Source organism: Massilia sp. LXY-6 (assembly GCF_051233485.1).
Classification (GTDB): Bacteria; Pseudomonadota; Gammaproteobacteria; order Burkholderiales; family Burkholderiaceae_D; genus Telluria.
Genome location: NZ_JBKFGF010000001.1, coordinates 56,451 through 81,799, shown reverse-complemented (window position 1 = coordinate 81,799; position 25,349 = coordinate 56,451). Strand labels below are relative to the sequence as shown.

Annotated in this window: 24 protein-coding genes; 15 read left to right on the top strand and 9 right to left on the bottom strand. The window is 64.2% G+C overall.

All coding sequences use genetic code 11. The features are described 5' to 3' along the window. Positions 1 to 82: 82 nt before the first annotated feature. The 5 genes from ACI48D_RS00365 (at position 83) to yghU (ending at position 4,169) form a co-directional block, all read left to right on the top strand. The gene (locus tag ACI48D_RS00365; RefSeq protein ID WP_435569215.1) at positions 83 to 532 is read left to right on the top strand and encodes a DUF2231 domain-containing protein; all 450 of its coding nucleotides are present in this window, start codon (positions 83 to 85) and stop codon (positions 530 to 532) included. After that, positions 519 to 1,844 carry a PQQ-dependent sugar dehydrogenase gene (locus tag ACI48D_RS00360; protein ID WP_435569214.1) on the top strand — a complete coding sequence of 442 codons (1,326 nt, stop codon included), beginning with the start codon at positions 519 to 521 and terminating at the stop codon, positions 1,842 to 1,844. Before ACI48D_RS00365 ends, ACI48D_RS00360 begins: the two co-directional genes overlap by 14 nt. A 15-nt stretch (positions 1,845 to 1,859) precedes the next feature. Then, the gene (locus ACI48D_RS00355; RefSeq protein ID WP_435569213.1) at positions 1,860 to 2,858 is read left to right on the top strand and encodes an aldo/keto reductase; all 999 of its coding nucleotides are present in this window, start codon (positions 1,860 to 1,862) and stop codon (positions 2,856 to 2,858) included. 23 nt (positions 2,859 to 2,881) lie between these two features. After that, positions 2,882 to 3,229: a TfoX/Sxy family protein gene (locus tag ACI48D_RS00350; protein WP_435569212.1), complete on the top strand. Its 348-nt coding sequence runs from the start codon at positions 2,882 to 2,884 to the stop codon at positions 3,227 to 3,229. Positions 3,230 to 3,314: 85 nt separating this feature from the next. Beyond that, complete coding sequence (yghU, locus tag ACI48D_RS00345) at positions 3,315 to 4,169, top strand: glutathione-dependent disulfide-bond oxidoreductase (protein ID WP_435569211.1); 855 nt, start codon at positions 3,315 to 3,317, stop codon at positions 4,167 to 4,169. Between the two features lie 99 nt (positions 4,170 to 4,268). Here the strand turns inward: yghU and ACI48D_RS00340 are convergent, their stop codons facing one another. Continuing rightward, positions 4,269 to 4,397 carry a hypothetical protein gene (locus tag ACI48D_RS00340; protein ID WP_435569210.1) on the bottom strand — a complete coding sequence of 43 codons (129 nt, stop codon included), beginning with the start codon at positions 4,395 to 4,397 and terminating at the stop codon, positions 4,269 to 4,271. 169 nt (positions 4,398 to 4,566) lie between these two features. Here ACI48D_RS00340 and ACI48D_RS00335 point away from each other — a divergent pair, with 169 nt between their 5' ends. The 3 genes from ACI48D_RS00335 to ACI48D_RS00325 all read left to right on the top strand — a co-directional run bounded on the left by ACI48D_RS00335 (position 4,567) and on the right by ACI48D_RS00325 (position 7,360). Continuing rightward, positions 4,567 to 5,220, top strand: a complete 654-nt coding sequence (locus ACI48D_RS00335) for a PRC-barrel domain-containing protein (protein WP_435569209.1) — start codon at positions 4,567 to 4,569, stop codon at positions 5,218 to 5,220. A gap of 235 nt (positions 5,221 to 5,455) precedes the next feature. Then, on the top strand, positions 5,456 to 5,944 hold the full coding sequence (locus ACI48D_RS00330) for a phasin family protein (protein WP_435569208.1): 489 nt from the start codon (positions 5,456 to 5,458) through the stop codon (positions 5,942 to 5,944). Between the two features lie 396 nt (positions 5,945 to 6,340). Then, entirely contained in the window at positions 6,341 to 7,360 is a 1,020-nt protein-coding gene (locus ACI48D_RS00325) for an extracellular catalytic domain type 1 short-chain-length polyhydroxyalkanoate depolymerase (RefSeq protein ID WP_435569207.1), read from the top strand. Here ACI48D_RS00325 and ACI48D_RS00320 read toward each other — a convergent pair. Together ACI48D_RS00320 and hrpA are read right to left on the bottom strand one after the other, a co-directional pair. Continuing rightward, complete coding sequence (locus ACI48D_RS00320; RefSeq protein ID WP_435569206.1) at positions 7,347 to 8,201, bottom strand: alpha/beta hydrolase; 855 nt, start codon at positions 8,199 to 8,201, stop codon at positions 7,347 to 7,349. The two genes, ACI48D_RS00325 and ACI48D_RS00320, sit on opposite strands and share 14 nt — an antisense overlap. After that, positions 8,198 to 12,490: an ATP-dependent RNA helicase HrpA gene (hrpA, locus tag ACI48D_RS00315; protein ID WP_435569205.1), complete on the bottom strand. Its 4,293-nt coding sequence runs from the start codon at positions 12,488 to 12,490 to the stop codon at positions 8,198 to 8,200. The genes ACI48D_RS00320 and hrpA overlap by 4 nt, the downstream gene beginning before the upstream one ends. 46 nt (positions 12,491 to 12,536) lie before the next feature. On the opposite strand from hrpA, the gene argA reads away from it, so the two are divergent. The 4 genes from argA (at position 12,537) to ACI48D_RS00295 (ending at position 17,575) form a co-directional block, all read left to right on the top strand. Beyond that, the gene (argA, locus tag ACI48D_RS00310) at positions 12,537 to 13,859 is read left to right on the top strand and encodes an amino-acid N-acetyltransferase (protein ID WP_435569204.1); all 1,323 of its coding nucleotides are present in this window, start codon (positions 12,537 to 12,539) and stop codon (positions 13,857 to 13,859) included. 75 nt (positions 13,860 to 13,934) lie between these two features. Beyond that, positions 13,935 to 14,207: an oxidative damage protection protein gene (locus tag ACI48D_RS00305; RefSeq protein ID WP_047823576.1), complete on the top strand. Its 273-nt coding sequence runs from the start codon at positions 13,935 to 13,937 to the stop codon at positions 14,205 to 14,207. Between the two features lie 319 nt (positions 14,208 to 14,526). Next, positions 14,527 to 16,224, top strand: coding sequence for a lipase family alpha/beta hydrolase (locus tag ACI48D_RS00300; protein WP_435569203.1), 1,698 nt, complete (start codon positions 14,527 to 14,529; stop codon positions 16,222 to 16,224). Beyond that, the gene (locus ACI48D_RS00295; protein ID WP_435569202.1) at positions 16,217 to 17,575 is read left to right on the top strand and encodes a T6SS immunity protein Tli4 family protein; all 1,359 of its coding nucleotides are present in this window, start codon (positions 16,217 to 16,219) and stop codon (positions 17,573 to 17,575) included. The genes ACI48D_RS00300 and ACI48D_RS00295 overlap by 8 nt, the downstream gene beginning before the upstream one ends. Before the next feature lie 5 nt (positions 17,576 to 17,580). On the opposite strand, the gene ACI48D_RS00290 is transcribed toward ACI48D_RS00295, so the two are convergent. The 3 genes from ACI48D_RS00290 to rpiA form a co-directional block, all read right to left on the bottom strand. After that, complete coding sequence (locus tag ACI48D_RS00290; RefSeq protein ID WP_435569201.1) at positions 17,581 to 18,834, bottom strand: glycosyltransferase family 9 protein; 1,254 nt, start codon at positions 18,832 to 18,834, stop codon at positions 17,581 to 17,583. Between the two features lie 232 nt (positions 18,835 to 19,066). Continuing rightward, on the bottom strand, positions 19,067 to 19,405 hold the full coding sequence (locus ACI48D_RS00285) for a hypothetical protein (RefSeq protein WP_435569200.1): 339 nt from the start codon (positions 19,403 to 19,405) through the stop codon (positions 19,067 to 19,069). Positions 19,406 to 19,419: 14 nt separating this feature from the next. Continuing rightward, complete coding sequence (gene rpiA, locus ACI48D_RS00280) at positions 19,420 to 20,097, bottom strand: ribose-5-phosphate isomerase RpiA (protein ID WP_435569344.1); 678 nt, start codon at positions 20,095 to 20,097, stop codon at positions 19,420 to 19,422. 226 nt (positions 20,098 to 20,323) lie between these two features. Between rpiA and ACI48D_RS00275 the strand changes: the two genes are divergently transcribed. The 3 genes from ACI48D_RS00275 to ACI48D_RS00265 are packed head-to-tail and all read left to right on the top strand — an operon-like array spanning position 20,324 to position 21,473. Continuing rightward, a complete protein-coding gene (locus tag ACI48D_RS00275; protein WP_435569199.1) occupies positions 20,324 to 20,803 on the top strand; it encodes a VOC family protein in 480 nt (159 codons plus the stop codon). Between the two features lie 24 nt (positions 20,804 to 20,827). Continuing rightward, positions 20,828 to 21,202, top strand: coding sequence for a YybH family protein (locus tag ACI48D_RS00270; protein ID WP_435569198.1), 375 nt, complete (start codon positions 20,828 to 20,830; stop codon positions 21,200 to 21,202). Positions 21,203 to 21,206: 4 nt separating this feature from the next. Beyond that, the gene (locus ACI48D_RS00265) at positions 21,207 to 21,473 is read left to right on the top strand and encodes a hypothetical protein (RefSeq protein WP_435569197.1); all 267 of its coding nucleotides are present in this window, start codon (positions 21,207 to 21,209) and stop codon (positions 21,471 to 21,473) included. Between the two features lie 621 nt (positions 21,474 to 22,094). Here ACI48D_RS00265 and ACI48D_RS00260 read toward each other — a convergent pair. The 3 genes from ACI48D_RS00260 to edd are packed head-to-tail and all read right to left on the bottom strand — an operon-like array spanning position 22,095 to position 25,225. Beyond that, positions 22,095 to 22,640 carry a Rhs element Vgr protein gene (locus ACI48D_RS00260; protein WP_435569196.1) on the bottom strand — a complete coding sequence of 182 codons (546 nt, stop codon included), beginning with the start codon at positions 22,638 to 22,640 and terminating at the stop codon, positions 22,095 to 22,097. A 17-nt stretch (positions 22,641 to 22,657) separates the two neighbouring features. After that, positions 22,658 to 23,284 (bottom strand): bifunctional 4-hydroxy-2-oxoglutarate aldolase/2-dehydro-3-deoxy-phosphogluconate aldolase, encoded by a 627-nt coding sequence (gene eda, locus ACI48D_RS00255; protein WP_435569343.1) that lies wholly within the window; start codon positions 23,282 to 23,284, stop codon positions 22,658 to 22,660. A 24-nt stretch (positions 23,285 to 23,308) separates the two neighbouring features. Further along, complete coding sequence (gene edd / locus ACI48D_RS00250) at positions 23,309 to 25,225, bottom strand: phosphogluconate dehydratase (protein ID WP_435569195.1); 1,917 nt, start codon at positions 25,223 to 25,225, stop codon at positions 23,309 to 23,311. Positions 25,226 to 25,349 lie beyond the last annotated feature (124 nt).

Sequence of the window (25,349 nt, the reverse complement as noted above, 5' to 3'; positions counted from 1 at the left end):
GACGTGCAATTGATCATCATGTTAGGCTGAACTGGACCAACGTGAGCTGGAAACAGCTCATTCAATCCAATGAGGGCGCATCATGAACACAGAAAATCATCCGTCCCGATTCAGTATCACATCGGCGATATTCAATCTGCTCGACCCGATACCTTTCGGCTTTTTTGTGGCCGTGCTGATCTTCGACATCATCTACGCCAAGACCGCCAACGTGATGTGGGTGAAAAGCGCGGCCTGGCTCGTCAGCATCGGCCTGGTGATCGCCATCATTCCCCAGCTCATTAATCTCGGCCGTGTGTGGTTTGGAAAACACCGGGTCCGTACCACGGGCATGACCATCAATTTCTGGCTCAATGTGGTGGCTATCATCGCCGCGCTCTTCAATGCCTTCGTGCACAGCCGGGACGCCTATGCGGTGATTCCCGCTGCGGTCTGGCTTTCCATCGTGACGGTGCTCGCGATGGGAATCGGCAGGATCATCCTGGCTGGGGAAACAGTAACTTTCAAGGGGTACAGCCATGGACAGGTATAAACAAGGATGGCGCCGTACGCTGATCACGGCAGCCGGCCTTTCGCTGGTATTGAGCGCTTGCGGCGACAATAAAAGGGTAGATCCGGCCCAGCAAATCGGCAGCAATCCGGTGCTGCCTCAAGCAAAGGATTTCCTGGTCCCGCCGATGCAGGTCCCCGACGGCGTCGGCTGGCAGGGGAACGCCATGCCAAAGGTCGTTCCCGGCTTACAGATCGAAAGAATCGCGTCCGGACTGAAGCATCCACGCCAGCTGCTCGTCCTGCCCAACCAGGACGTGCTGGTCGTGGAAGCGAACGGCCCGGGAGAGGAAGCCGTCACGACGCCGAAGCAGGTCATCGCCGGGATTGTCAAAGGCCGCTCGGGCAAGGGCGGCAAGGGCGGGAACCGCGTTACCCTGCTGCGCAGGAAACCCGGTGGCAGCGGTGAATGGGAACAGCACGTTTACATCGAAAACCTGCACTCCCCCTTCGGTATCCAGCTCGTCGGCGACACTTTATACGTGGCGAATACCGGCAATATCATGAAGTACCACTACGTCCCCGGAGAGACGAAGATGTCCGACCCGGGAACCGAGCTCGGCGACCTGCCCAGCACGGTCAACCACCATTGGACCAAAGCGCTGCTGGCCAGCCCGGATGGCAAGAAGCTGTATGTGGGCAGCGGCTCGAACAGCAATATCACGGAGAACGGCCTGGATGTGGAATACCGGCGCGCCGCCGTGCTGGAGGTCGACGCCGCAACCGGTGCGAGCCGCGTGTTTGCAACGGGCCTGCGCAATCCGACCGGCTTGCAGTGGGAGCCGCAATCCGGAAAGCTCTGGGCCATCGTCAACGAGCGCGACGAGATCGGCGCGGACCTGGTCCCGGATTACATGACCTCCGTCCAGGAAAAAGGTTTTTACGGCTGGCCTTACAGCTATTACGGCCAGCACGTCGACCATCGGGTCATGCCCCAGCGGCCCGACCTGGTCAAGAAAGCCATCAAGCCGGATTACGCCCTGGGCTCGCACGTGGCGGCACTGGGACTGTGGTTCTACACCGGGAACGGCCTGCCGCAATACAAGGGCGGTGCATTCGTCGCCGAACACGGCAGCTGGGATCGTTCTCCGCTGAGTGGTTACCAGGTCGTGTACGTGCCGTTTGAAAACGGCATGCCCAAGGGTCCGGCCCAGCCTGTCGTGACCGGGTTCCATTCGGCCGACGAAAAGCAACTGTACGGGGCGCCGGTCGGATTGGCGCAGGATGGGGAAGGCGCCCTGCTGATCGCCGACGACGTGGGGAATGTGATCTGGCGGGTGAGCAGCGCCAAATAGCAGAAAGGAGCCACCGTGAACCAGCGCTATCGACCGATCACGCGCCTGGGCCTCGGTGGCACCGGGCTGGGCGACATGTACCACACCACCAGCGACGCCGCGGCCATCGCGACCGTCGATGCCGCCTGGGAAGCCGGCATCCGCTACTTCGACACTGCGCCGCACTACGGCGCCGGGCTGTCCGAGCACCGCTTCGGCCAGGCCCTGCGCCGCCATCCGCGCCACGCGTACACGCTGTCGACCAAGGTCGGCCGCCTGCTGGCACCGCACTCGCCCGGCGAAATCCAGAGTCCCTTCGTCGGCGCCCTGCCCTTCAGGCGGGTGATCGACTACACCGCCGACGGCGTGCGCCGCTCGGTCGAGGACAGCCTGCAGCGCCTCGCGCTCGGCCACATCGACATCGCCTACGTGCACGACCTCTCGCCCGACATGTTCGGCAACGAATTCGAGCATTACTACCGGATCGCGGCCGGTCCCGGCGGCGCCTTCGAGGGCATGGTACGGCTGAGGGAGGAAGGCATCATCAAGGGCTGGGGCCTGGGCGTGAACACGGTCGAACCCTGCCTGCGCGCGCTGCGCGACTCCGATCCCGACATCTTCCTGCTGGCCGGGCGCTACACGCTGATGGAAACCACGCCGCTGCGGGAACTGTTCCCGCTGTGCGCCGCGCGCGGCGCCCACGTGGTGCTGGGCGGGCCGTTCAACTCCGGCTTCCTGGCCGGCGGCGAGCACTACGACTACCGGCCGGCCAGCCAGGAACAGCGCGCGCATCGCGAGCGCCTGCGCCAGGTGGCAAGCCGCCACCACGTCGACCTGGCCGCGGCCGCGCTGCAGTTCGGCATGGCGCATCCGGTGGCGGCGGCCACCATTCCCGGCACCAGCAGCCCCGAACACCTGCACCGCAACGCGACCCTGATGCACATCGAGATCCCGGCGGCGTTCTGGGAAGCGCTGCGGGCCGATGGACTGGTGCCGGCGGATGCGCCGCTGCCGCCGCGGAAAGCGGCAGCCTGACCCTGCTCATCCAACGGACACACATGGCAACCGACATGAGCTTCGTCGACTACGTCCTCGAGACGGCGCGGCTGGGCGGCCGGCTGACGTACAGGAAGCTGTTCGGAGAGTACGCGCTCTACCTGGACGAGAAGGTCGTCGCCTTCGCCTGCGACAACAGCCTGTTCATCAAACCGTCCCGGGCCGTGGCCAGCCTTGCGCCGGAGCTGCCGCAAGGGCCGCCCTATCCCGGCGCGAAGGACTATCCGATCGCCGACGAGCTGCTCGACGACCCTGGCCTGCTGCGTCGCCTGATCGAGGAAACGGCGGCCCTGATGCCGCTGCCGAAGCCAAAGAAGAAGCCGGCCAAGACCAGCGTGGCGGGCAGCTAGCGCACGCCACGATGGCCTTCGGCAAGCGCGCCGATTTTGCGGCATCATCACTCTCCTCGATAGCATCCAGACAAGGAGAATGAAGATGACCGGCAGCTCGAACCCCTTCTCGACCTACGTCCCGCCACGGGTCTGGTCGCCCGCCACGCAGTCGGGCGGCGCGTTCGCCAACATCAACCGCCCGATCGCCGGCGCCACCCACGAGCAGGAACTGCCGGTGGGCAAGCACCCGCTGCAGTTGTATTCGCTGGGCACGCCGAACGGCCAGAAGGTCACCATCATGCTCGAAGAGCTGCTCGCCGCCGGAAACACGGGCGCCGAATACGATGCCTGGCTCATCAAGATCAACGAAGGTGCCCAGTTCGGCAGCGGCTTCGTCGAGATCAATCCGAACTCGAAGATCCCGGCCCTGGTCGACCGCAGCGGTGAGAAACCGGTGCGCGTGTTCGAATCCGGCTCGATCCTGGTCTACCTGGCGGAAAAGTTCGGCGCTTTCCTGCCGCAACAGATCCCGGCGCGCACCGAGACCTTCAACTGGCTGATGTGGCAGATGGGCTCTGCGCCCTTCGTGGGCGGCGGCTTCGGCCATTTCTATGCCTATGCGCCGGAAAAGCTGGAGTACCCGATCAACCGCTACGCGATGGAAGCCAAGCGCCAGCTCGACGTGCTCGACCGCCTGCTGGCCGAGCGCCGCTTCATCATCGGCGACGAGTACACGATCGCGGACATGGCGATCTGGCCCTGGTATGGCGGCCTGGTGATGGGCGAGCTGTACGAGGCCGCGGAGTTCCTGTCGGTGCACAACTACCAGCAGGTCCGGCGCTGGGCCGACGAAGTCGGGGCGCGCCCGGCCGTGATGCGCGGCCGCAAGGTCAACCGCATGCGCGGCAAGCCCGAGGAACAGGTGGCCGAGCGCCACGATGCGTCCGACCTCGACTGATTCGTTTCCGGCTGTCTAGCGTACGCGCTTCAGGCCGGTTTGCGTCTCGTATCCGCTCAGGATTGGCCGGCCATGGCGGCGCGGTCAAGCCCTGGGGGCTCAGCGGCTCAGGCGCAGCGCAGCGCGCAGGTGCATCGCCAGGGCATGGGCGAGTTCGAACGCGATCGAACGGGTCGGGATGAGCTTGCCGAGCGGGCCGGCGTAGTTGCAGCGTTGAGTGAGGGGCATGTTGATTGTCTCCAATTTCTTATCAGAATAACCATGTCGCATGGCTAGTTCTGTGCGGCATCTCTCATACGAAGCGGAGCAAAACACAATTGATCATCCTCAAATGGGGGAATACGCTGTCTCTTACCCTGATCGGGTGTTTTCATAACCAACACACCAGGAGAATGCCATGAGTTATGCAGACCGCGACAAATACGGCATGTACAAGGACACCGGCAGCGCCGGCCCCGGCCCCCACCTGATGGGGGCCGACACCCTGCTCGGCGACAGCGTCGTCAACGGCAGCAACGACGACCTGGGCGACATCAAGGAAATCATGCTCGACATGAACACCGGCCAAGTCGCCTATGCGGTGCTGTCCTTTGGCGGCTTCCTCGGCATGGGCGAGAAACTGTTCGCCGTGCCCTGGCAGGCCCTGCACCTGGACACCGTCAACAAGCGCTTCGTGCTGGACATCGACAAGGAGCGCCTGAAAAACGCTCCCGGCTTCGACAAGGACGCCTGGCCCGACATGGCCGACGTCCAGTGGGCCAACCAGATCCACAGCTTCTACGGCACCGATCCGAATCGTAGCGGCGCGCCCAGCATGGGTCCGGACGTGGCGATGCGCAGGATGGGCGGCGGCGCGGGCATGGGCGCGGGTGCGGGTTCGATGGGCGCCGGCCATGCGGGCGGCACCGGCACCGGCGCCGGTTCCGGCATGAGCAGCGGCGCGGGCGGGGGGGACCTCGGTTCCGGCAGCGGCATCAGCACCGATCCACGCGCCGGCAACCAGGGCGGCGACTCCGACCTGAGCCACATCCGTGGCAGCAATATCGGCTGAATCCAGGCTGTGCCCCGATCTTCCATGCATTGCATGGGAGCGGGGCACAGCGTTGCCGATATTGCGGGAATTTAAGGGTCAAAAATATACTGAAGAACTTGTCACTCTTGCGTTAAAAAAGAGTGCATAGTACCCCCCTCCCGTGCACGATCCTCGGTGATCTGTGCCCTTTTGGCAGCATTGCTGCCTTTCATCAGGCCGCTCGACGCCATTCCCAAACGCGAAAAGGAATCCCATGTATCCATTCCCGCAGTCCGTGAACCCTGCCGTGCGCTCGCACTTCGATGCCCAGATCGCATTTTTCAACGACCTGTCCAAATCCCTGACGCGCTCCTTCCAGGAGGTCTGCCAGCTCAACATCCAGCTGAGCCAGACCTTGCTCGAAGAGACCGCCATCGCCAGCCAACGCCTGATGACGGCCGAGCGCCCCAACGACGCCCTTGCGGCCGCGGCATCCCGCGCCCAGCCTGCAAGCGACAAACTGCGCGCTTACCACCAGCATCTCTCGCGTCTTGCCGCAACGGCCCAGGTCGAGCTGGCGCGGGTGACGGAGCAGCATGTGCAGGAGACGTCCCGCACCGCGCGTGCGCTCGCGGACGAAGTCGGCCGCGCCGCGTCGGAAGAGACCACGCGCAACATGCAGCGGCAGGAGGAAGCATTGAAGAACTTCCGCGACCCGTTCAAGCAGGAAGAAGGCACACGTGGCGGCAAGACCAGCATGTAGGCCCCGGGTAGCCTGCAAAGCGCCGACGGCGCTTCGTTCCAGGGCAATGCGCAGGGTGCGCCCTCGACACAGTCTGCGCCTCAGGCAGGCAACAAAAACCCCGGCAAACCGGGCTGATCCGTAACGGCTCAAGGGTGCGGCCATGACAGCACCTCGGGCCGCCCTCCCTTCGAATGCCATCCTCCAAGGCTGCGATGAACGAACGATCGCAGCCTTTCTCCATCCGTTCCCATACGCTTTCATCCATGTCACGACCCGGCAAGCATTCGGCCGGATTGCGTCGCGCTGGCGCAACGTCCTACGGCAAAGCCCGGCGCACGCTGATATGCTGCAGCGCAGCATGACGCAATACTTGGGTATAACAAGTAAACCGGAGACTTCTACCAATAAGGAGTCATGAAAATGTTCATAAACGTGTTGGATGCCTGGTCGTCTTTTGCCTTTCCTCCTTGGAACAGCGCCCAATTCTTCGCGCCGTCTCCATCCTCCAGCGCTCGGCACGGCGGCGAGTTCATCCGGGGCGGCTTCAAAACCGATCAGCGGACCTTGCCCTACAAGCTCTTTATTCCCAGCAATTACCACGGCCAGGCGATGCCGCTGGTCGTGATGCTGCATGGCTGTGGACAAGACGCCAGCGATTTTGCCCTCGGTACCGGCATGAACGAACTGGCCGAGCAGCTCGATGTCCTGGTCCTGTATCCCGAGCAATCCGCCGACGCGCACTGGAACAAATGCTGGCACTGGTACGATCCCGCCCACCATCGGCACGGCGAGGGGGAACCGGCGCTGCTTGCGGGGCTCACGCAGCAGATCGCCACCGAGTATGCCGTCGACAGAACGCGCATCGCCGTTGCCGGCCTGTCGTCGGGGGCGGCCATGGCAGTCATCCTGGGGCGCACCTATCCCGAGCTGTTCAGTGCGGTCGGCAGCCATTCCGGCCTGGCGCACGGCAGCGCGACCGACAGCGTCGGCGCCATGCTGGCCATGCGCGACGGCGTCGACCCGGACAAGCTGGCCCATACCGCACCGCCTGCCGGCGTCCCGGTCATCGTCTTCCATGGCGATGCCGACGCCACGGTGCACCGGCAAAACAGCGCGGGCGTGGTGCAGCAATCCCTCGACAGCTATGCCGCACATACGCCGGATGCGCATGCGAACCTGCGCATCCTCGAGGAGACCGGAGAAGCCGGCGGGAGAACGTTTATCCGTCACATCCACGCGGGGAAGAACGGCGTCGTGCTGGCCGAACAATGGACCGTGCACGGCGCCGGCCATGCCTGGTCGGGCGGCACCTCGCGGGGCAGCTACACGGACAGCCGCGGGCCCAACGCCAGCAAGGAAATGCTGCGCTTCTTCCTGGATCCATCAATGCGGCACACCGGCCAGACGGGCCGGGACCTGCTCAGCGCGGCTTGAGCACGGCCCGGAAGGCCTTCAACGCGGCCGGGTGATAGATGGTGGCATGGGTCTCGCCCGGCCACTCGTCGTAGCTGAAACCCAGCCCCGCCTTGCCGAGGCTGGCCGCCAGCGCGGCGACGTCGATGTCGGGCCGCCCGTCGGCGCTGGCCGCGACGACCAGGGTTTTCCTTGCCGCGGCGGACGGCGGATGCGCGATCAGGTGCTTCGCCAGCCGGCCGCCGTTCCACCACAGGCTGGGGTCGATCGCGATATAGGTGTCGAACAGGTCCGGCTCCAGCGCCAGCGTCTCGACCACGAACAGCCCGGCCAGCGACTCGCCGACGATCGCCCGTTCCTGCGTGACGCGGTAGCGCTTTTCCACTTCCGGCATCAGCTCGGTGCGGATGAAGTTGCGGTAGGCCTGCGAGCCGCCGACCGTTGGTGCGATGCTGCGGTCCTTGGCGACCGCGGTAGGGCCGGTGAGGTCGCGCCGGCGCTGCGTGTTTTCTATTCCCACCAACAAGAAGGGCCGCACGGTGCCGTTGCCGGCGCCGACCTGCAGCAGGCCGGCCACGTGCAGGAAGTCTTCCAGCATGCCGCCGTCCGGCATGTACAGCACCGGCAGCGGGGTGCCGGCCGGGATGCCAGCCGGGACGTAGACGTTGATGCGCCGGGTTTCGCCGAGCGCGGCGGAGGCGATGGTCCAGGTGTCGCCGATCGCCAGCGGCGCGGCGGCGGATGCGGCCGGCGCCGCCGAATCGGCTGCAGGCGCGGCTGCGGGCGCGGCCCCGCCGGGCAAGGGCAGGCAGGCCGCCGGCGCGGCCAGGGCAAGGCGCAGCAACAGGGTGGACATCTTCATCGCAGCATCGACTCCCATACTTTCTGCAGACGTTTGGAAGACACCGGCATCGGCGTCCTCAGTTCCTGCGCGAACAGCGAGACGCGCAGCTCTTCCAGCATCCAGCGGAAGTCCGTCATGCGCGGATCGAGGTTCTTCATCGGCTGGTTCTTGATGGTGCGCTGGAACTGGCTGGCCGCGCCCTGCCACTCCGCCATCAGCTGGGCGTCGCGCGCGGTATTGGTGCGCAGCTTTTCGAGGCGCACGTTCATCGCCTTCAGATAGCGCGGGAAGTGCGCCAGCTGGCTGTACTCGGTGTCGGCGATGAAGCGCTTGTGCACCAGCCCCTGCAACTGGGCCTGCATGTCGGCGGCCACCGCCTGGGGCAAGTTCTGCAGGCGCTTGGGCATGCCGTGGAACTCGGCCAGGATCTGGCCGGCCAGGCGCGCGATCTCGTTGATCAGGAGGCCGATGCGGCCCTTGCCCTCGTCCTTGCGCTTATTGAAGGAGGCGGCATCGACCGGCAGCGGGTCCTGCAGGCAGGCGATGTCGATCGCCTTGTTGACGATCTGCTCGCGCAGGTCCTCGGGCGAGCCCACCGACATGAACTGCATGCCCATCTGCTGCAGGCCGGGGATGTTTTTCTCGGCGAACTTGAGCTGGTCCTTGAACTGCAGCGCGAACAGGCGGCGCAGGCCGATGCGGTGGGTGCGCGCGGCCACGTTGGGGTCGTCGAACACTTCCAGGTCGCAGTGCGTGCCCTTGTCGACCAGGGCCGGAAAACCGATCAGGGTCAACTTGCCCTGGGTGATCTCCAGCAGTTCGGGCAGCTCGCCGAAGCTCCAGCTGGTGATGTTGGTGGCGGCCGGCGCAGGGGTGTTGGCCGGCGCTGCGCTTGCAGCCGATCCTGCACCGCCCTTACCCTTGTCGGCAGCGTATGCGGAAGCCGCCGCGGCGGGCTTGGCCGCCTTGCCGAAGGCCGCCTGCGCGCTGGCCTGGCCGCTGGCCACCTGGGCCGGCGTGGATTCCGCCATGCGCTGGAAGCTCTGGCGCGCCTGGCCGCCCAGCTCCGCCTGGAGCGTGGCCAGGTTGCGCCCCATGTCGAGCTGGCGGCCGTGCTCGTCCACCACCTTGAAATTCATGAACAGGTGGGCCGGCAGGGTCTCCAGCTTGAAGTCGGTGGTCAGCACGCGCGCGCTGGTGTGCTGGTGGATGTCCGCGATCAGCGCGTCGATCAGGTCGCCGCGGCCGAAGCGCACCGGGTCCTGGTTGCGGTCGAAGAAGCTAGCCGCGTAGTCCGGCAACGGCACGCAGTGGCGGCGCAGCTTCTGCGGCAGCGATTTCAACAGCAACTGCACCTTCTCCTTCAGCATGCCCGGCACCAGCCAGCCCGGGCGCTCGTGCGGGATCTGGTTCAGCGCGAACAGCGGTACCGTCAAGGTCACGCCGTCCCGCGGGCTGCCCGGCTCGAAGTGATAGGAGAGGCCCATCTCGATGCCGGTGACGTTCATCGTCTTCGGGAACAGCTCGGTCGTGACGCCGGCCGCCTCGTGGCGCATCAGCTCTTCGCGGTTCAGGAACAGCAGCTTCGGATTGTCGCGCGAGGCGTCCTTGTACCACTTTTCGAAGCCGGCGCCGTTCACGATGTCGGCCGGGATCTCCTTGTCGTAGAAGGCCGCGATCAGCTGGTCGTCAACCAGCACGTCGAGGCGCCGCGACTTGTGTTCGAGGTTCTCGATTTCCTTGATCAGCTTGTGGTTGTGGGCGAAGAACGGCGCACGCGTCTCGTAGTCGCCCCCCACCAGCGCGTCGCGGATCAGGATCTCGCGCGCTTCCTGAGGGTTGATGTTGGCGTAGTTGATGCGGCGCTGGCTGTAGACCACGATGCCGTACAGGGTCGCGCGCTCGCTCGCCGTCACCTGGGCGCTGCGCTTTTCCCAGCGCGGCTCGCCCCAGGATTTTTTCAGCAGGTGCCCGCCGATCTTCTCGACCCACTCGGGCTGGATCTGGGCCAGCGTGCGCGCGTACAGGCGCGTGGTCTCGACCAGTTCCGCCGCCATCACCCACTTGCCGGCCTTCTTGCCGAGGTAGGAACCCGGCCAGATGTGGAACTTGATGCCGCGCGCGCCCAGGTAGGCGCCGCCGCTTTGTGATCCCCCCTCGTCTTCCATCTTGTAGCCGATATTCCCCAGCAGGCCGGTCAGCAGCGCCATGTGCAGCTGATCGTAGGTGGCCGGCGTTTCGTTCATGCGCCAGCCCTGCTCCTTGACGATGGTGAAGAGCTGCGAATGCACGTCGCGCCATTCGCGCAGGCGGACCTGCGAGAGGAAGTTCTCGCGGCAGTTCTCCTGCAGCTGGCGGTTGGTTTTCTTGTGCTCGATGGCCTGCTCGAACCAGCGCCAGATCTTCACGTAGCTGAGGAACTCGCTCTTCTCGTCGGCGAATTTCTTGTGCTTCTCGTCGGCCTGCTGCTGGTATTCCATCGGCCGGTCGCGCGGGTCCTGCACCGACAGCGCGGAGGCGATGATCAGCATCTCGGTCAGGCAGGTATTGTCGACGGCGGCCAGGATCATGCGGCCCACGCGCGGGTCGAGCGGCAGCTTGGCCAGCTTGCGCCCCATCGGCGTCAGCGCGTTGGCGTCGTCGACCGCGCCGAGTTCCTGCAGCAGCTGGTAACCGTCGGCGATCGCGCGGCCCTGCGGCGACTCGACGAAGGGGAAGGTCTCCACATCCGTCAGGTGCAGCGACTTCATGCGCAGGATGACGGCCGCCAGCGAGGAACGCAGGATCTCCGGCTCGGTGAATTTCGGACGCTGCAGGAAGTCTTCTTCCTCGTACAGGCGGATGCAGACGCCGTCGGCCACGCGGCCGCAGCGGCCGGCGCGCTGGTTGGCCGCCGACTGCGCGATCGCCTCGACCTGCAGCTGCTCGACCTTGTTGCGGTAGCTGTAGCGTTTTACGCGCGCCAGGCCGGAATCGACCACGTAGCGGATGCCGGGTACGGTCAGCGAGGTCTCGGCCACGTTCGTCGCCAGCACGATGCGGCGCGCGTTGGTGGTCTTGAACACGCGGTCCTGCTCCTCGACCGACAGGCGGGCGAACAGCGGCAGGATCTCGACGTGCGGCGGATGCTGCTTGCGCAAGGCTTCGGCGCAGTCGCGGATCTCGCGCTCGCCGGGCAGGAACACCAGCACGTCGCCCTGGCCCAGGCGACAGAGCTCGTCGACCCCATCGACCACGGCATCGATCAGGTCGCGCTTGTCGCGCGCGGCCTGCGCCTTCGAGACCGATTTGCCGTCGCTCGCCGGCGCGCCGGCCGTGACGGGGTCGCGGTCGACCGGGCGGTAGCGCACCTCGACCTTGTACAGGCGCCCCGAGACCTCGATCACCGGCACCGGCTTCTCCGGTGTGCCGAAGTGGCGCGCGAAACGCTCGGCATCGATGGTCGCCGAGGTGATGATGATCTTCAGGTCGGGCCGGCGCGGCAGGATCTGCTTCAGGTAGCCGAGCAGGAAGTCGATGTTCAGGCTGCGCTCGTGCGCCTCGTCGATGATGATCGTGTCGTAGGCCTTGAGCAGCGGATCGGTCTGAGTCTCGGCCAGCAGGATACCGTCGGTCATCAGCTTGACCCAGGCACCCGGCTGCAGGGTGTCGTTGAAGCGCACCTTGTAGCCCACGTGCTCGCCCAGCGGCGTGCCCAGTTCGTGGGCGATGCGCTTGGCGGTGGACGATGCCGCGATCCGGCGCGGCTGGGTGTGGCCGATCATGCCCTTCTCGCCGCGCCCCAGTTCCAGGCAGATCTTCGGCAGCTGGGTCGTCTTGCCGGAGCCGGTTTCGCCGGAGACGATGATGACCTGGTGCTTGCTCAATGCTTCGGCGATCTCCTTGCGGCGGCCGGAAACCGGCAGGTCTTCGGGGAAGGTGATCGGCGGGAGCGGCGTGCGCATCGGCGGCTTGCGCCCGGTGTTCGGCTGCTCCTTGCGCGGCTGCTCGCCGTCGCCGGCCTTGCGTTGCTGTCCGCGTTCGCCGCCCTGCGGCGCGTCCGCGGGCGCCTGAGCGCGCGCGGGCGCGCGCGGCTTGCCCTGGCCACCCTGTGCGCCATTGCGTCCACCTTCCTGGCGTCCATCGCCGGCGCGGCGTTCGCCGGCCTCGCGGTGCACGCGCTCCGGCTTCGCCTGCAGCTCCGGCGTCTTCGTCAACGGAGCGCGCGTGTCGGTGCGGCCCGCATCCTGGCGCGATGGGGTCGAATTGCGATCGGGGGAAGCTGCGCGCGCCGAGCTCGGCGAAGGCTTGTTACTCTGTTCTGACATTGATTTTTACAAGGTATTTGGTGCGCAAGTCGCGCAGCCAATTATAATGCGGCAAATGGAAAACCCTACCCAATTCGTCCAGTGGCTGCGCTCGGTCGCGCCGTATATTCATGCATTCGGTGGCAAGACTTTCGTCGTCGCCTTCCCCGGTGAACTCGTCGCCGCCGGCGCCCTGCCGGTGTTGGCCCAGGACTTGTCGCTGCTGGTCGGCCTCGGCATTCGCATCGTGCTGGTACACGGCTCGCGGCCCCAGGTCGCCGAGCAGCTCGGGCTGCGCAACGTCGAGGGACGCTTCCACAACGGCGTGCGTATCACCGACACCGCCGCCCTGGAATGCGCGAAGGAAGCAGCCGGCGAACTGCGCCTGGACATCGAAGCGGCTTTCAGCCAGGGTTTGCCGAACACGCCGATGTCGAACGCCCACATCAGCATCGTCTCGGGCAACTTCGTGACCGCGCGCCCGGTCGGCGTCATCGACGGCATCGATTTCGAGCTGACCGGCGTCACGCGCAAGATCGCGGCCGAGAAGATCCATCCGATCCTGCAGACCGAAGACAATATCGTGCTGCTGTCGCCGCTCGGCTTCTCGCCCACCGGCGAAGTGTTCAACCTGACCATGGAAGACGTGGCCTCGGCCGCTGCGATCGCCCTGCATGCCGAAAAGCTCATCTTCATCACGGAGACTCCCATGATGACGGATGCCGCCGGCGCCGAGATCCGCGAACTCTCGTCGCACCAGGCCGAAGCCGTGCTGCAGGCAGGCTTCCTGCCCGCCGACGCCTCGTTCTACCTGCAGCATGCCATCAAGGCCTGCCACAGTGGCGTCGACCGCTCGCACATCGTGCCTTTCCAGCTGGACGGCTCGGCCCTGCTCGAGCTGTTCACCCACGACGGCGTGGGCACCATGATCAGCCACGAAAACCTGGAAAGCCTGCGACAGGCCACAATTGAGGACGTCGGCGGAATTATCAAGCTCATCGAGCCGCTGGAAGCCGACGGCACCCTGGTCAAGCGCCCGCGCGAACTGATCGAACGCGAGATCGACCACTTCTCCGTGATCGAGCACGACGGCGTGATCTTCGGCTGCGCGGCCTTGTACCCCTTCCCCGGCGAGAAGATGGGCGAGATGGCCTGCCTGACCGTGAGCCCGGACGCGCAGACTCAGGGCGACGGCGAACGCATCCTGAAGAACATCGAAAACCGCGCCAAGGCCGCCGGCCTGACCAGGCTGTTCGTGCTGACCACCCGCACCGCGCACTGGTTCAAGAAGCGCGGCTTCGTGCCCGCCACGGTCGACGACCTGCCGAAGGACCGCGCCCACATGTATAACTGGCAGCGCCGCTCGCAGATTTTCATCAAGACCTTGTAAGGGAAGCGAGAAGCGCAGCAGGTTCCCGCTCCCTTTATAATTGACGCTTTTCGAAGACCATTCAGGAGCAACAACATGGCGCGCACCGTCCATTGCATCAAATTGAACAAGGAAGCCGAAGGCCTGGACTTCCCCCCCTACCCGGGCGAACTGGGCAAGCGGATCTACGAAAGCGTGTCGAAGGAAGCGTGGCAGGGCTGGCTGAAGCACCAGACCATGCTGATCAACGAAAACCGCCTGAACATGGCCGACGCCCGCGCCCGCAAATACCTGGCGACCCAGATGGAGCGCCATTTCTTCGGTGAAGGCGCCGACGAAGCGGCCGGCTACGTGCCGCCGACCGCCTGACCGCTTTTCCTTCCTCCGGGCGGCGTGTCCTGCGCCGCCTGACGCTCTCCTGCCTTTCCGCCATTTCCGCCGTTCCGCCGCCAGGCGGCAACGCTGTTTTAACGCGCTTACTACTTTGCCCCAGTTCGTCCAATAGATTCGCACCTAGTTTCTCTTGCAATATTTCGGCTAAAACTGGTCACGACGCAATAAATTTGTGCACTGCACATCGCGTAAGTCATCCTTTGCCTACGATCTATCGTGCGCTTTATGTTGCCCGGAACCGAACAGGAGGCCCGAGCGTCTGTCTTTCTCAGATTGATACTGCGAAGGGCAAGGAATGGCAGATCCATTGCGACGTTTAAAAGATCCCGTAATTAATGAGGACGGCAGCCTTCATGTGCGCACTGTGCTGACGCCGACCAGTTTCAGGACACGGGGCCTGGTGTACAAAGGTTCTAACAAAGTTGTTCCGGTCATATTTATTCCGGGAACTATGGGAACGAATCTGCGTATCAGGCGAGATGTACCGTTGCCACCGGGCTATCCACTAAAGCCTGGCGAACCGGCTTGGCGACCGCCGAATAACGATGCGGCTGCCCTGATGGATGCGGCTGATTGGAAAAAGCGCAGTCCGAAAGAGCGCCAGCTCATCCTTCACCCGGATTTTGTGGAAGTCGACGGCTCGGGCGAGTTGGATATTGCCAATTGCCATATCGAGCGCAGCGTCATGCGTGAGCGCGGCTGGGGTGAAATCTTCAATGGCTCCTATGGCAGTTTGTTGTTCGAACTGCAGAGCCATCTGGAAACGACGTTTCAATTCGACATGCTCAACAAGCGGCATATACGCGCTCGCTGGAAAGAAGTCATGCAGGCAATGCAGAGCGATCCCTTGCAGCGCTGGGGTGTGCGCTCGGTGGCGCCGCTGACGGAAAGCGAGCTGGAAAAATATGCCGAGTACCAATACCCGATCTACGCCTGTGGCTATAACTGGCTTCAATCCTGCAGCGAATCGGCCACACGATTGGAGCGGCGTATCGACGAGATCCTCACGTGGTGGCGGACTCGCAAGCATGAATGCGACAAGGTCATTCTCGTCACCCATTCCATGGGCGGCCTGGTCGCCCGCGCTTGTGCGAAGCGCATTCCCGACAAGATCGCAGGCATCGTTCACGGCGTCATGCCGGCGTTGGGGGCGCCGCTGGCCTACCGCCGCCTGGCATGCGGGACGGAATGCGAGAACCCGGGAAGCGATGGGGTCGACAACTACAAGGCTGGCAAGTTCGCCGACATCGCCGGGAGACGCCCCGAAGACACGACGCCCGTCTTGTCGGTAGCGCCCGGCGCGCTGGAATTGCTGCCGAATCAGCTTCATCCGAAACCCTGGCTGCACGTCAGGGTCATTACGAGTCCGGCTGCAGGTCAGCGGCAGGAAACGGTTAACGATTGCCTGCACCTGCCGAACGAATCACAAGCCAATCCTTACGATCTGTACCGGGATATGAGCTCCTGGTACAGGCTGATCAATCCTGATTTGGCCGACCCTGCCGACCTGTATGCCAACAAAGCCGGAGGAGCGATAAAGAAAATAAGAAATGCCATCGCTGCCGCCGAGGCATTTCACGCCTGGCTGGCGGATTATTATCACCCTGCCACTTTTGCTTACTACGGCGCCGACAAGATGCATCCCGCCTATGGCCAAATTCGGTGGGTGGCACATCAATCGACCAAGGGCGCGGCGGCTCCGGTAACGCCTGCGAACATACAGGGTGCCAGATATCTGGCCCATGAACCGAACGGCGCACGAAAGCTCAGCCTTGAAGGCAAGGCCGATCTTATTTTTTCTGTGGAGCCACAAGATTCAGCCGGCGACGACACAGTATCGCTTCATTCCGGTGCGGGGCCAGCCGGCAAAGTGAAGCAGTTGTTCGCCACGCGCGGCTATCGCCATCAGGAAAGCTACAAACACCATGACACCATCCTGTTGACTTGCTACTGCATCGTCAAAGTTGTCCAGGAACTGGATAAACATGGATAAGGGAAGCAAAAAGTCAAATCCAGTGATTGGTGTCTTGGCGGCACTCTACGGGGTCTTTCTGTTGTATGGAATAGGGAGTTCGATGATGGATCAGTACACAATCACGCAGCTGACACAACATATGAAAACGGCTTGTGTCGGGAGGTTCCTCATCGATTTGCCCGAATCCATGGAGAATTCCTACGGCCAGGTGTTTGTAGATGGACTCTGGGTTTCTGGACAAGAAGAAACGAGGCAGGCATTTGAAGCCCGTGTATTGGCGAGGCAAGCGGAAATTGCTGCCGAACCAAACGAGCTTGGCAAAAAGAATTTGGAGAAGATCGAAGATTATGAAAATAATGGCTTTACAGGAAAGATTTTCGTATTCGGCCGCCAGATAACAAAGGGGCAAGAACACGGTAAATCGATGGAGTGGGTCGATGTGAAACTGGAAGCCTACGTTCATTCCCAAGGCAGGAGCTTCAGCTTCAAGACAGACGGCTACGACCTGGCCCTGACAGGAAACCTGCGGAAGCTCATGGACAAGCTCCGCTTGCTTCCTTCAGAAGAAATTCCCACGGCAGCAGGGTTCTGCTTCGGGCTTGGCATGTTTGTCGACCCTTTACCAGCCGATCTTACAGAGGGCGTAGTGATGTTCGCCGGCTTTCCGGATCATCCCGATCTCGCGATGGCGCTCAACACCCGCGCCGGGACGAAACCCGACACGGAAGGCCGGCTGGAACGAGATACCGCTGTCGATGCGGCGATGCCCACGTGGCAGCGGGCGCTCATGAATAAATTAAGGAAAGGCAAGCGAACCATTCACGGGATCGAGGGCGACGAAGTAGCCGAAAAATGGACTGAACTCAATTTCGTACATACCTTTGGTTTCAATTGGGAAGTGAACGGAACAAGCGACAATGTCTTCGTTCCTTTCATGCACCTCGAAATGTCGACCGGCCATCCCGTCAATGCCGGCGCGCGGCCCGTCATCAGCTTCCTCGGCGAAGAAGCCCTGGTCCAGTTGTGGGACAGGATATCGGCCAGCATCCGGGTCCGCCCAACAGGCGCGCCGCCGCCGGCAAAACCCGCACCGCCGCCGGCTTCCAAACCGGGCGACACCGCATCGGCGGGCGAGATCTGTCCCGCAACCGGCTGGTGGCAATGCCAGGATGGAGGATATGGCGCCAGCGTGGCGGGAGGCCGGCGCCAGTTCCTGACGCAAGGCCAGCGGATGCCGCAGGCCCTGCTGCTGCAGCCGCGAACGCTGTGGGAAAGAATGCGTGGCGTGCAGTCTAGCTACCGGCTCGACTACCCTAGCGCCTGGACGCTCGTCGACCGCCGCAACCGGGCACGGACGGCCTCGTCGTAGGCGCCTCAGGGCCGCTTGGGCGGCGCCAGCGCGGCCATCACATCCTGCACGCCAATTTTATCGACCCAATCCCCGTGCCGCGGCGTCGTGATCACGGTGCTGTTGGTCCTGTCGATCGGCGCCCATTCCGGGTTATTTTGCCGCATCAGCGCAATCACCGGCACATGCACCGCGTTGGCCAGGTGCATTACCGCCGTCTCCACTGAAATGATGAGCTCGCACAGGCTGAGGATGGCCGGCAGCTGGAAAAAATTGTCTTCGGCGCTGAACAGGTGGGTCCGCTCCAGCGCCGCGCCGGCGAACAGTTCGCGGGCACGCGCCAGTTCCTCGGGCACGACGTTGACGATGAAGCCGGCCTCGCGCCAGTCCGGCTCGCAGCGCATGGTCCGGATCAGCCCGATGACCCGTTCGAGCGGCCAGCTGCGTTCGACCGACTTGGAAAATGCGTTGACGAACACGACGCGGGACGGCTTGCCGTCGGCGCGCACGAAGCCCCAGTCGGCGAACTGCGTGCGCGCATAGTCGATCCACCTGTCGGCGATATCGAGGACGGGGAAGCGTGCGGCCGACGGGATCTCCATGCCGAACAGCTGGGTGAACCAGCCGGCGTAGATGTCGCTGATGTGCTGGTCCGGATGCGGCGTATAGGCCGGGATGAAGGCGTCCAGCTTGCGGTAGACGAGGCGCTTGGCGATATCGTAGGGCCGGACATGCTTCTTCTGCCCGACCACGAAGCCGTGCGGGCTGATGCTGCGCGCCAGGCTGGCGTACTTGTGGCGCTCCAGCACGGCGAGCGAGACCACGACCGGATAATCTTCCTGGCGCGCTTCCTCCAGCGACTCGCGGTACAGTTGCGGGCTGTAGGTTTCGTCGTAGACCTTGTCGATGTACGGACACTCGGCCAGCCAGTCGTACAGCGCATATTTCCTGAGATGTTCCCACTCCGACGAACGGCTGGTGCGGCGGCGTTCGTCGACCCAGAGGTGGATCTTCAGGTGCGGCCACGCCCGCGCAAAGGCCTGGAAGCAGCTTTGCAGGTAAGTAAAATCTCCGAGGGCGAGGTGGGCGATGAAGAGGATCTTGTCGGCCCGCCGCAGCAAGGCGGGATCGACCAGCGGCGCCTGCGCGGCCGGCGCCGCGCGGCGGATGGCATCGAGCGTTGATGGTTCCGGCACGCTGAAGGGCATGACGAATGCGGGGTTGCCGCTACGGTTACGCCAGGCATCGAGCCCGATGGAGTGATTACCCGCTTGTTTCATATTGCTCCGACCTTGCATGGAAGACGATACGAAAATTCTAGGGGTAAACACCTGCTCAAATTGCAAATAAACTGTAAGAATGCGTAAAGTTATGTCAAGACAACGATAGCATGGTGCACTGCAAAAGTCTGCAGGCGCACGCTTGAAACAGGGATCTGCCCACGCACTGCGGCGCAAAGCAGACAATGATGATGAGGGAGCGATAACGCTCCCGCGAACGCGGATTGAATGATTACATCTGACGGCACTGGCGCATCTCGCAGCGCGCCATGAACACCTTGCCGTTATCGCATTGGATACGGTAGACCTCGACCGGCCCCGGCTCGGTGACCAGGCCGGCACCCTGCCTGCCTGTGCAGGCCTGCTGCTTCGCCAACTTCTCGACGGTATTGGAGGAGACGCCGAGGCGGAACGGCAGCTTCTGGATCGGCGTGCCGTCCGCGTCCACCAGGCCGGCGGGCCTGGCCGGGGCCGGTGCCGCCGCGGCAGTCGCGGGCGGCACCGGCTTGTGGAACCAGGCACAGCCGCCCAGCAGCACGGCGAGCGGCATCAGGACGAAACCACGTTTCATGCCGCTCTCCGACCTCAGAAGCTCAGGGTCTTGACGCCGTCCGCCATGCCCAGCAGGCAGACGTTGGCGCCGCGCTGGGCAAACAGGCCGACGGCGATCACGCCGACGATCTGGTTGATCTCCGTTTCGAGCGCCACCGGGTCGGTGATCGACAGGCCGGCCACGTCGATGATGTGGCCGCCGTTGTCGGTGACGAAGGCTTCCTCGCTGCCCGGCTTGGTGCGCAGGCGCGGCTGCCCACCCAGGCTGGCCAGCTTGCGCATCACGGCCGCGCGCGCCATCGGCACGACTTCGACCGGCAGCGGGAACTTGCCCAGGGTTTGCACCAGCTTGGAGCCGTCGGCGATGCAGACGAAGCTCTTCGACACGGAAGCGACGATCTTCTCGCGCGTCAGGGCGGCACCGCCACCCTTGATCATCGCGCCGGAAGCGTCGATCTCGTCGGCGCCGTCGACGTAGACCGAGATCGACTCGACCTCGTTCAGGTCGCGCACCTCGATGCCGTGGCTGCGCAGGCGCGCGGCGGTGGTTTCCGACGACGCGACCGCGCCCTTGATGCGGTGCTTGATCTTGCCGAGTTCGTCGATGAAGTAATTGGCGGTCGAGCCGGTGCCGACGCCGATGATTTCGCCGTCGACCACGTAGTCGATGGCGGCGCGGGCCACGGCCTGCTTGAGTTCGTCCTGGGTCATGATGTTGGTGAAGGTGAAAAATGCCGCCATTTTAACGGATGCGCGCCGCCCTTCGGCATTTTGCGGCCGGCCCGGTCCTCAGATCAGGCGCAGCATCGAACCTGCAAGAACTTACAGTGCCTTACCGGGCGCCAGGCTGCTAGACTGGCGTGCCATGAAGTGTTGACGACAATAACACAAGAGCCTGGCTACCCTGCCGGCATTTTCCTACTCTGAGGAGATGAAAATGGTCAGCAAGAACACGATTTGCCTGTGGTTCAACGGCGATGCACTGGATGCGGCGAAGTTCTACGCCGCGACCTTTCCGGACAGCGCAGTCAAGGCCGTCCACCAGGCACCGGGCGATTACCCCGCCGGCAAGCAAGGCGATGTGCTGACGGTCGAGTTTACGGTGGCCGGCATCCCTTGCCTGGGCCTGAATGGCGGCCCCGGCGCCAGGCACAGCGAGGCGTTTTCCTTCCAGATCGCAACCGAGGACCAGGAAGAAACCGACCGTTTATGGAATGCGATCGTGCAGAACGGCGGCCAGGAAAGCGTGTGCGGCTGGTGCAAGGATAAATGGGGCCTGTCGTGGCAGATCACGCCGCGCGTGCTGTCCGAAGCGATCGCCGATCCCGATCCGGCGGTGGCCAAGCGTGCCTTCGAGGCGATGATGACGATGGGGAAGATCGACGTGGCGGCGATCGAGGCCGCACGGCGCGGTTGAGGCTAGCTATTGAAAGGACATGGTATGGCTTTGAAAGATGAGATCCAGGCAGCGCAAGATCGCCTTGCCGAGGCCGTCTCGGCGCGCGATGCCAGCGGTGCCGCATCGCTGTACACCGAGGATGCGCGCTTGATCCCGCAAGGCGGGCCTGCATGCGCCAGCAGCGACGCGATCGCCGCATTCTTCGCCGGCAGCTTCGACAAGGGCATCGTCGGCGCACGCTTTACCACGAACGAGGTGGACGGCGATGATGCGCAAGCCACCGAGATCGGCAATTTCGAGCTCGATGCAATGCTCCCGGGTGGTGAGCGGGTCCTTGCGGCCCAGGGCCGCTACCTGATCGTCTGGCGCAAAACCGCAGGCGAGTGGCGCATCCATCGGGACATGTTCAATACCTAGAAGCATGGCGGGCACCCTGCTCCGGTGCTCAGGACGTCTTCTGTACCTGATCACCATCCTTGCCGGCGGCGTCTATGCGCTGAGCTGTATCGTCTGGCTGCGCGCGCCTGTTCTCAGTGTCCTTCTTCTATCGACCTTGATGGCATTGCCTTTCCTCGGACTGGCCTGGCTCCTTGAGCGCATCGGAGAACGCATGAGCAAGCGGAAAAAGCTGCCATGGTTCCACGTCGACCCCGATAATGGCATCATGCACAGGACTGAGCGCAAGTAAGCAGGCAAGTAAGCACTCAAGGAGACGCCCATGAGCCAGTTCACCGGCGGCCGCCTGTGCGGCGATGTGCGCATGACGATCGACGGAGAGACGGGCGACCGCGAGGGCAGCGGCCGCAGCGAGGCGTAATTCACTCCCCGGCGGCAGGCAGCCGAACAGCCGCTTGCCCGGCCGCTCGCCGTCCCAGATCTGGTGCACGACCGCGCTGCCGTCGCTCTGCTTCGCCAGGCAGAAGCGCGCCTCGTAGGGCTGGGCGGTACTGGAGGTCTTGCCGGGCCGGGCGTCGATGCGCAGGTAGTAGACCTTGCCGGCTTCCGGCGCTGCCGCCCGGGTGCGCGGCAGCGACGCGACTTAGCCGCCGTAGGGCACGCACATCGAGAAGCTGAGGGGAAGGTGCGTTCGGGCGGCATGGTCGTCTTCCACAGCATGCGCTGCCCGTCCGAGAGGTCACGGCGTGGAAATCGGGCGTCCCCTCGCGTTCTTCGCGCGGGCTGATGGTAAAGCACGGACCGCCGCGCGGTCCTTCGCGGACCTCGGCAGCGCCGATACGGGCTTGGGCGTCAGCCGCCGGGACCAGCGTGAGCGCCAGCGCGCATAGGGCGCCGGGTGGGAACGACGTGATTAAATGCGGGGACGACGAAATGCCAGTTTGCGCGCCCCGCCCCGCGGCAGATTCTCGCGGTCCGCCGGATCGGCCAGAAAACCCGCCAGCACCTGCTCGTACAAGGCTAGCTCGTGCGCGTGGCGGTGCTGTCGCATGATGCGCGGATGACGCATGAACTTCAGCGCAAAGTAGTCGGCCAGCAGGTCGCCTTGGGCTTCCATGTTGTAGTCGGCCAGGGTCGCGTCTTCGCGCAGCGCGTAGTGGTAGGACAGCTTGATGCGGATGGCACCGCGCAGCCGCACCGGGTAGCCGAGCTGGTGCTGCCAGACGTGTACCATCTCGTGCATGAACCAGTGGATGACGGTCGGCTTGCCCAGGCTGTAGTCGGGGAGGAAACAGGAACGGTGGAAGTACATGCTGCCGTTCGGGGTCATGGCGCAGTTCTTCGGCTGCACCAGCGGCAGGTAGCGGCGGTCGTGGACCCGCACGCGCGTGTAGTCGATGGCGCCGCCGAACAGCAGCGACGCCATCGCGATCTCCCCCACGGTCAGCCCGCGCGCCATGCGGCCCCGGGCCGACCTTAAGCGGCGGCGCGCAGGCTGGATGCGGCCTTGGCCAGGTCGGTGATCAGGCCCCAGTCGCCGGCCTTGATGGCATCAAGCGGGGTGAGCCAGGAGCCGCCGACGCAAGCAACGTTCTTCAGGGCCAGGAACTGCGGGGCGGTCTCGATCGAGATGCCGCCGGTCGGGCAGAAGCTCACGTCCGGCAGCGGGCCGGCAATCGCCTTCAGCATGCCGACGCCGCCCGCCGGCACGGCCGGGAACAGCTTCAGCTGCTTGAAGCCGGCTTCGCGCGCCACCATCACTTCGGACGGGGTCATGCAGCCCGGCAGCAGCGGCAGGCCGCTCTTTTTCGCTGCCTCGATCAGGGCCGGGGTCAGGCCCGGCGACACGCCGAACCTTGCTCCGGCATCGCGCGAGGCGGCGAATTCCTCCGGCTGGGTCAGGGTGCCGACGCCGACGATCGCACCTTCCACCTGGGCCATCGCGCGGATCGCCTCCAGGCCGTGCCTGGTGCGCAAGGTTACTTCGAGCACGCGGATGCCGCCGGCGACCAAGGCCTTGGCGAGGGGGACGGCGTGGTCCGGATCGTCGATCGCGATCACCGGGATCACGACGGCCGAACGCATGATGTCGAGCAGGTTCATATCAGTACTCATCGTTGTGCTCACTTACTTGGATTTGCGAAACAGGAAATCTTCATCGGAACCCGGCATGATCTCACCGCTATCAATGCCTTCGTGCAACGGAATCGTGGTGTCGATCGGCGACGGCAGCGGGAAGTGGGCGGCGCCCTCCTCGGCCGCGGTGACGGATTTGCGGAACACCTCGAACAGCTCGCGGCCCATCCCGATATGGCTCTTGCTCAGGTCGGCCGTGGCCATCTTGCGCGCGGCCCACACGTCGGCCGGCACCAGCGCCTCGAGCGTGCCCTCGGTCGCATCGACACGGATGATATCACCGTCGCGCACCAGGCCCAGCGGACCGCCGGCCAGGATTTCCGGCGACACGTGGATCGCCGCCGGCACCTTGCCGGAGGCGCCCGACATGCGGCCGTCGGTGACCATCGCCACGTGGTAGCCGGCGTCCTGCAGGTTCGACAGCGCCGGGGTCAGCGCGTGCAGTTCCGGCATGCCGTTCGCGCGCGGGCCCTGGAAGCGGATCACGGCGACGAAGTCGCGGTTCAGGCCGCCAGCTTTGTAGGCATGCATGAAATCTTCCTGCGAATCGAAGGTCAAGGCCGGCGCCTCGACGATGTGGTGTTCCTTCTTGACCGCCGAGATTTTCATCACCGCGCGGCCCAGGTTGCCCTGCACCAGGATCAGGCCGCCGTTGTCGCTGAACGGATTGGTGTGCTTGCGCAGCACGCTCTCGTCGCCGCTCTGCTCAGGCAAGTCCTTCCAGACCACCTGCTCGCCGTCCAGGAACGGCTCCTTGCAGTGGGCGCGCAGGCCGCGGCCGAGGATGGTGTTGACGTCCTCGTGGGCCAGGCCGGCATCCAGCAGTTCGCGGATCACGAAGGTCGGACCGCCGGCGGCCTGGAAATGGTTCACGTCGGCGTCGCCGTTCGGGTAGACGCGCGCCAGCAGCGGCACCACTTTCGACAGCTCGTCGAAGTCGTTCCAGTCGACCACGATGCCGGCCGCGCGTGCGATCGCGATCAGGTGCATCGTGTGGTTGGTCGAGCCGCCGGTCGCGTGCAGCGAGACGATCGCGTTGACGATGCTCTTCTCGTCGACGATGTGACCGATCGGCATGTATTCGCCGCCCTGCTGCGAGATCTTGACCGCGCGCTGGGCGGCGGCGCGGGTCAGCGCGTCGCGCAGCGGGGTGCCCGGCGTGATGAAGGCCGCGCCCGGCAGGTGCAGGCCCATCATCTCCATCAGCATCTGGTTGCTGTTGGCGGTGCCGTAGAAGGTGCAGGTGCCGGCGCCGTGGTAAGCCTGGGCCTCGCCCTCGAGCAGCTCCTCGCGCGTGGCCAGGCCCTTGGCGTAGCGCTGGCGCACCGCGGCCTTTTCCTTGTTCGAGATACCGGTGGTCATCGGGCCGCCCGGCACGAAGATGCCCGGGATATGGCCGAAGTGCAGCGCGCCGATCAGCAGGCCCGGGACGATCTTGTCGCAGATGCCCAGGTACAGGCTGGCGTCGAACATATTGTGCGACAGCGCGACCGCGGTCGACATGGCGATGGTGTCGCGCGAGAACAGTGACAGTTCCATGCCCGGCTGGCCTTGCGTGACGCCGTCGCACATGGCCGGCACGCCGCCGGCGAACTGGGCCACGGCGCCGACTTCGCGCACCGCGTCCTTGATCACTTTCGGGAAATACTCAAACGGCTGGTGCGCCGACAGCATGTCGTTGTACGAAGAAACGATGGCCACCGACGGCTGCTTCTGTTCGCGCAGCTTGAGCTTGTCGTTGGCCGGGAACGCCGCGAAGCCGTGCGCCAGGTTCGTGCATGCCAGCGTTCCGCGCTGCACGCCTTGCACGCGCGCGGCGTCCAGATGCGCCAGGTAAGCCTGGCGCGACGGCCGGCTACGCTGGATGATGCGTTGGGTCACCTTGTCTACTACGGGATGCACCGCCATGATCGTTCCTTATGAATTGGATTTCTGAAATTTTACTACGAAATATGAAGGGGCGCATCTCAGCGCCCCGCTTTTCATATGAAGCCCTTCGGGAATTTGCGGGTGGCGATCGTGGGCACGGGGG

Excerpts from the sequence above, each read along its gene's own strand:
- ACI48D_RS00360 (WP_435569214.1), top strand. The coding sequence starts at position 519 with ATGGACAGGTATAAACAAGGATGGCGCCGTACGCTGATCACGGCAGCC.
- ACI48D_RS00305 (WP_047823576.1), top strand. The coding sequence starts at position 13,935 with ATGGCGCGCACCGTCCATTGCATCAAATTGAACAAGGAAGCCGAAGGC.
- hrpA (WP_435569205.1), bottom strand. The coding sequence starts at position 12,490 with ATGTCAGAACAGAGTAACAAGCCTTCGCCGAGCTCGGCGCGCGCAGCT.
- ACI48D_RS00320 (WP_435569206.1), bottom strand. The coding sequence starts at position 8,201 with ATGAAGATGTCCACCCTGTTGCTGCGCCTTGCCCTGGCCGCGCCGGCG.
- ACI48D_RS00270 (WP_435569198.1), top strand. The coding sequence starts at position 20,828 with ATGGCTTTGAAAGATGAGATCCAGGCAGCGCAAGATCGCCTTGCCGAG.
- ACI48D_RS00340 (WP_435569210.1), bottom strand. The coding sequence starts at position 4,397 with ATGCCCCTCACTCAACGCTGCAACTACGCCGGCCCGCTCGGCAAGCTC.
- ACI48D_RS00275 (WP_435569199.1), top strand. The coding sequence starts at position 20,324 with ATGGTCAGCAAGAACACGATTTGCCTGTGGTTCAACGGCGATGCACTG.
- ACI48D_RS00290 (WP_435569201.1), bottom strand. The coding sequence starts at position 18,834 with ATGAAACAAGCGGGTAATCACTCCATCGGGCTCGATGCCTGGCGTAAC.
- ACI48D_RS00260 (WP_435569196.1), bottom strand. The coding sequence starts at position 22,640 with ATGGCGCGCGGGCTGACCGTGGGGGAGATCGCGATGGCGTCGCTGCTG.
- yghU (WP_435569211.1), top strand. The coding sequence starts at position 3,315 with ATGACCGGCAGCTCGAACCCCTTCTCGACCTACGTCCCGCCACGGGTC.
- ACI48D_RS00300 (WP_435569203.1), top strand. The coding sequence starts at position 14,527 with ATGGCAGATCCATTGCGACGTTTAAAAGATCCCGTAATTAATGAGGAC.
- ACI48D_RS00295 (WP_435569202.1), top strand. The coding sequence starts at position 16,217 with ATGGATAAGGGAAGCAAAAAGTCAAATCCAGTGATTGGTGTCTTGGCG.
- ACI48D_RS00330 (WP_435569208.1), top strand. The coding sequence starts at position 5,456 with ATGTATCCATTCCCGCAGTCCGTGAACCCTGCCGTGCGCTCGCACTTC.
- edd (WP_435569195.1), bottom strand. The coding sequence starts at position 25,225 with ATGGCGGTGCATCCCGTAGTAGACAAGGTGACCCAACGCATCATCCAG.
- eda (WP_435569343.1), bottom strand. The coding sequence starts at position 23,284 with ATGAACCTGCTCGACATCATGCGTTCGGCCGTCGTGATCCCGGTGATC.
- ACI48D_RS00365 (WP_435569215.1), top strand. The coding sequence starts at position 83 with ATGAACACAGAAAATCATCCGTCCCGATTCAGTATCACATCGGCGATA.
- rpiA (WP_435569344.1), bottom strand. The coding sequence starts at position 20,097 with ATGACCCAGGACGAACTCAAGCAGGCCGTGGCCCGCGCCGCCATCGAC.
- ACI48D_RS00325 (WP_435569207.1), top strand. The coding sequence starts at position 6,341 with ATGAAAATGTTCATAAACGTGTTGGATGCCTGGTCGTCTTTTGCCTTT.
- ACI48D_RS00265 (WP_435569197.1), top strand. The coding sequence starts at position 21,207 with ATGGCGGGCACCCTGCTCCGGTGCTCAGGACGTCTTCTGTACCTGATC.
- ACI48D_RS00350 (WP_435569212.1), top strand. The coding sequence starts at position 2,882 with ATGGCAACCGACATGAGCTTCGTCGACTACGTCCTCGAGACGGCGCGG.
- argA (WP_435569204.1), top strand. The coding sequence starts at position 12,537 with ATGCGGCAAATGGAAAACCCTACCCAATTCGTCCAGTGGCTGCGCTCG.
- ACI48D_RS00285 (WP_435569200.1), bottom strand. The coding sequence starts at position 19,405 with ATGAAACGTGGTTTCGTCCTGATGCCGCTCGCCGTGCTGCTGGGCGGC.
- ACI48D_RS00335 (WP_435569209.1), top strand. The coding sequence starts at position 4,567 with ATGAGTTATGCAGACCGCGACAAATACGGCATGTACAAGGACACCGGC.